Below are 4,781 nucleotides of genomic sequence, written 5' to 3'. Positions count from 1 at the left end.
CGCCGGCAACCCACTGGGCAGCGACCTGGGCTACATCGAAGCCGCCGGATGGACGGCAGAGCCCGAGCCCAAGTTGCTGGTCGCCCGCGAGACCCGTACCGACAACAGCGCCGCCAACACTAGCACGCTCGGCCCACGCAACATCCGCCGCTTCGAAGTTACGCGCCTAAGCAACCTGGAAGTCGACAAGAGCGCCAGCAGCCCGCAGATCCTCGCTGCATTCCAGCGTTGGCAGGACCCGCAGTGGAAGCGCCAGAGTGTGAGCTTGCGCTAAGGCAACATCAGTGCAACCCCATCGGCAGTTCCGGCGAACGCTCCCCAGCCAACTCCTGCATGCGGAAGAAAGCGTAATCCGCCAGCATCTCATGGCCACCCTGAAAAATCGTCAGCGAAACTGGGCCGGTCTCTCGTCGATAGAAGACCTGCCGTCCACCGATGCTGGGCGCTGCCATGTTCCACACACCTGACCTACTCACGCTACGCGACAGCAGTCGGATCGTGTCGGCTTGGCTCACTTGGCTGTCAGTCGATCCGAGCGCATTCGCCATTCGGTTGAAGAACTGGATCGAATGGGTGATCGGCACGCTGCCGCTGTAACCATCCTCAATGCCGGCATAGATCTCCAAAAGCGTTGCTGGATTGGGTTTCACATCCCAGTACATTGGTGAGCGTTGTTGCGCCAATGCCTTGTCAAAAGACCTACCATCCGACGTGCAATTGAGAATGTCCGCCGCGTAGCGGGACTTCTGGCCGCTGGACTCGCGGTACCAGGCAGATAGATCGCTGATCGGTGCCCAAGCCAGAAAAGCTTTGACCGTGGCTCGCGTCTTCAAATAAGAACCAAGTGCTATGTAGCCGCCACCCGAAACACCGATGACGAAGACATTGTGTTCATCAACGGAACCTTGCTGCATCGCGTAGCCGATCGCGTCATCAACATCAGCTATGACCTTGTCGCTTAGGCAGGCATCCTTGTTCATGTTCGGTCCTCGCAGATGCGGGTGTACATAATTCCACCCCGCTTTGTACGCAAGCGTAGCCAGCGGATCTCGCTGATCGTAGCTGCCACTCCAAGTATGAAGGCTGACAAGCAATGGTTTCGGCCCACCCGCGGCGGCTAAGAAATAGGCTGGTTGCGAATTTCCGTCGAAACTGCTGTCTATACCGACCTTCACAAACTCGACGCCCCACTTGACTGCAGAATGGTCGTCCCATAAAGTTTGCTGGCTCGTCTTCAGACGATGTGTGTAGACTTTCCAACCGCCCATTACTACCGCCGCTACGCAGGTCAGGGTCAAAAAACCAATGAACTTGACACGACCTTTGATGAATATCATACAAACCACCTCTCCCGCCAAAGGACGATTACGCCGGATATCAGCAATGACGTTGATCGAGCAGGTCGAATGTTCACTTTTCCGTCAGTCCCTCCCAATTCGCATCGCGCGCATGATGAAGGTACCAAAATACGCGCAGCCGAATGTGATCGCTATAATGATACCTGATTAGTCATGCCCCTCATCCTGGCGCATCCTGTGAGCCCGTGGCTGCGTAGCCTGAACAGATTCGCAGCCCAGGAGATCGTGATGGCGATGAACCGAGTTCAGTTCCAGCAAGGCATGTCGCTGCACGAGTTCATGCAGGACTTTGGCACCGAGGTGCAATGCGCGTTGGCGCTGGAGAAGGCGCGCTGGCCCACCGGCTTTCATTGCCCAGCCTGTGACTGGACGGGGCACTACCGCGTTCGCCATGGCAGCCGCACTGTTGCTGCAGTGCGGCGCCTGCCGGCACCAGACTTCGCCGACCGCTGGCACGGTGCTGGAAGGCACCAAACTGCCACTGAGGACCTGGTTTCTGGCGATGCTGATCAGCCAGGCCAAGACAGGCTTGTCGGCCCTGGCCTTGAAGCGCTACCTGGGGGTGAGTTGCCGCACCGCCTGGTTGGTGCAGCACAAGTTGACGGACACGATTTCCCGGGCGGACGCCCAGGTGCCGCCGCAAGGCCAGGTGCTGCTTGATGATGCCTATCTTGGTGGAGAACATCCTGACCCTGGCGGGCGGAGCTCGCCCACCAGGGTGCCTATCCTGGCGGCGGTCTCGCTCAATGACCAGGGCAACCCGGTGCGAGCTAGGATCTCGGCCTTGGGCGGCTTCACCCGGTAGGCCGTCGCGCAGTGGGCGGGCTGGAACCTTAGGCCCGGCGCATGCTCAGCGACGGGCTCAGCTGCTTTGCCGGGGTGATCGATGCGGGCTGCGCGCACTCGTTCATCGTGGTGGGCCAGCGCAAGCCGCGGGAGATGGAAATTCTCAAGTGGGTCAACACGATGCTGTGCAACCTCAAGACAGCCATCAACGGCGCCCCACAAGGCCATTCGGTTCGCCAAGCACGCATCTCACTATCTGGGCGCCTTCAACTACCGTTTCAAACGTCGGTTTGACCTGCATGGGTTGCTTAGTGACGTGCTCAGACATGTGGCCCGCGGGCGTCGACTGAGTGAGCGGGATATCCGCCAACAAGCTGAGACTCGTGACTAATCAGGAGACAGAATGAAGCAGAAATGCCGGTGCAATGCTTGCACTAAATATATGGAAAGAAATGAAAATCGTCGAGATGAATGACGACTCATAGACCAACCCACACACCCAACACTCGATTAAACAATATGACAATCAATTATCACTTGGTTCATGCAAGAAATGCCACCGCGAGCGCCTTACCAATTTTTATCTCCTTTTTTTGCATCCCAATTACCATTTTCTCATCGAATGCGTATGAGTTCGAATGGGATACCTTTATCCTGCTACCTTTCATGGCAATTGCAATCATAGGCTGGATCATCCTGTTTATCACAAGCATCTGTGGCCAACTCAGCAACAGATACATTAAATTCATGCTTACCATCGGCGTATTCATACTCCTCTCTGACGCACTATTTACAACCCAATGGGGCCCCATTGATGGAAATAGCCAAATTAAAATATCAAAAACTGAGACCATAGGGCAAGCCTGCCTCGCAACCGCAATTGTCCTAATCTCATACTTCACCCCCATATTGAGCAGTAAAAATTATGGTTTTTTATTAACCTGCGCCATAACCGCAACATCATGCATTCAGTTAGCTTCAATCCATGCCCCTCACGCAGAATCAATCATCAACAGTGATAAATCAATCCATCAAGTCAAGTTTAAAGGAAATATATATGAAATAGTATTTGATGGATTCTCCGGTCTTGAATTTTCTAAAACGATCAGAAATCTTAACATTAAAAACGAATTTTCAGGGTTTACATTTTTCGAAAATAGCTATGCTAACGAAACAGGCACAGACGCCTCTTTACCCAGTTTCTTTCAAGGGGTCGGATTTCGAGGTGGTAATTATTATGAATATCAGGAAAAAGCAAGGTACGGGGGATTCAGAAGTCGCCTGAGAGAAAACGGGTTCAACATCTCCTTGTACATCCCAGATAAAGCTCGCTATTGGTCATTTCCCAGTGCACAGCATGTTGTCACCAGTATGGAGCTTGCGGGGATTAACCCTCGCATCCAGCACTTGCAAACATTGCTACTGGTTTCTGCCGTCCGGCTGACCCCGATACCCATAAAAAGATGGACGCGACGAAAGCTAGAGGCTATTTTCGTCAACTCGTCGTATCACAAGTATAAATCCGCGTCCATTCCCTTAATCGATCAGTTTATTAAGGACGAGAAAAATAGAAACCGGGCCGGCAATTATATTTATATGCATTTGATTCTTCCCCACCCTCCATTTCTCCTAAATTCCCAATGCGCCGTTACACAGGAGGTGGCGACGAGTTATGACGATCAAACAAAATGCGCAACCCTACAGATGGTCAGAATATTACAAGCAATTGCGGAAGCAAAGAATTTCGATAACTCCCTCATACTAATACACAGTGATCATGGATTCGATTCAGTCAATTCTGATCCAGGCCCCTTCGCCAAGGAGGTACCTATCGATGTTGAAAATGCGATAACCACTAACGAAACATTTGATACACCAGGTGTCATGCGCAGATTGCGTCCACTAATCCTATCCAAGCGCCCAGCCCAGAGCGGAGAGATTCAGACCAGCCCCAAACAAGTCCAGTTGCTTGATATTTCTGCCACCATTTACTCGGAGCTAAACATGAGCAACAGCAGCGATGGGGACTCCATCTTTTGCGATAGTTGCCCCTATAAACCTGTAGAGATATATTTCGGCGCCTCGCGCTTATCATCAATCCCGCACGGGAAGAAATTTTTATTCCTTAAATCATCCTACTCTCAATCTACGGGATGGGGGCCTGTGACCAAGGTTGAGGCAATACGCTGATATTTATTCCTGAATCCGTGATCTCAATACTCATCCCGAATTTGTCTTGCGCGGTGGCCCTGAACATGCCCGCTGAGGCCGCGCAAAGGGTGGTTTTGGTTCATGGTGGAATTGGAACGCTGCTTGCTCGGCTGCGCACCGAGCTGCACCACGCCGCAACGGGCGCGCTGAGCACCGTTTTCGCAATCCGTGCGCCCACGGGTTGGCGCTCGACTGCTGGCGGCAGCGAACAACTCGACACCAAGCCGGCCGAAGGCCGCGCAACGCGCAGCTTCAAAGTCAGCCGTCTGGGCGGGCTCGACCTGGACAAGTCGGCCAGATACGTATTCAGCCCTCCTCAGGCCGCCACCCGGAGGGTGCAGCAGCGGTGAACCTGACGAATGGACTTAAATTGCCTCTTGTAAGCTGCTGATTTGACTGGAACACTGCGACCTCATGGCAATCACT

The 4,781-nt window shown here is 53.2% G+C and carries 3 protein-coding genes and 2 pseudogenes; 4 read left to right on the top strand and 1 reads right to left on the bottom strand.

All coding sequences use genetic code 11. The annotated features are described in order from the left end of the window. Positions 1 to 274 (top strand): annotated as a pseudogene (locus FKP22_RS32405) (hypothetical protein); the annotation flags it as partial. 7 nt (positions 275 to 281) lie between these two features. Here FKP22_RS32405 and FKP22_RS21270 read toward each other — a convergent pair. Next, entirely contained in the window at positions 282 to 1,337 is a 1,056-nt protein-coding gene (locus tag FKP22_RS21270) for an alpha/beta hydrolase family protein (protein WP_141289689.1), read from the bottom strand. Positions 1,338 to 1,586: 249 nt separating this feature from the next. Between FKP22_RS21270 and FKP22_RS21265 the strand changes: the two are divergent. The 3 genes and pseudogenes from FKP22_RS21265 (at position 1,587) to FKP22_RS21255 (ending at position 4,705) form a co-directional block, all read left to right on the top strand. Then, positions 1,587 to 2,535, top strand: a pseudogene (locus tag FKP22_RS21265) (IS1595 family transposase). Between the two features lie 128 nt (positions 2,536 to 2,663). Further along, positions 2,664 to 4,334, top strand: a complete 1,671-nt coding sequence (locus FKP22_RS21260; RefSeq protein ID WP_141289688.1) for an alkaline phosphatase family protein — start codon at positions 2,664 to 2,666, stop codon at positions 4,332 to 4,334. 17 nt (positions 4,335 to 4,351) lie between these two features. Beyond that, entirely contained in the window at positions 4,352 to 4,705 is a 354-nt protein-coding gene (locus FKP22_RS21255) for a hypothetical protein (protein ID WP_170200999.1), read from the top strand. Positions 4,706 to 4,781 lie beyond the last annotated feature (76 nt).

This window comes from Ideonella azotifigens, from assembly GCF_006519715.1.
GTDB classification, from domain to species: Bacteria; Pseudomonadota; Gammaproteobacteria; order Burkholderiales; family Burkholderiaceae_C; genus Ideonella; species Ideonella azotifigens.
This window is presented reverse-complemented; position numbering and strand designations above follow the sequence as displayed.

What these genes read in the sequence shown, in the direction of transcription:
- FKP22_RS21270 (WP_141289689.1), bottom strand. Translation starts at nt 1,337, where the DNA reads ATGATATTCATCAAAGGTCGTGTCAAGTTCATTGGTTTTTTGACCCTG.
- FKP22_RS21260 (WP_141289688.1), top strand. Translation starts at nt 2,664, where the DNA reads ATGACAATCAATTATCACTTGGTTCATGCAAGAAATGCCACCGCGAGC.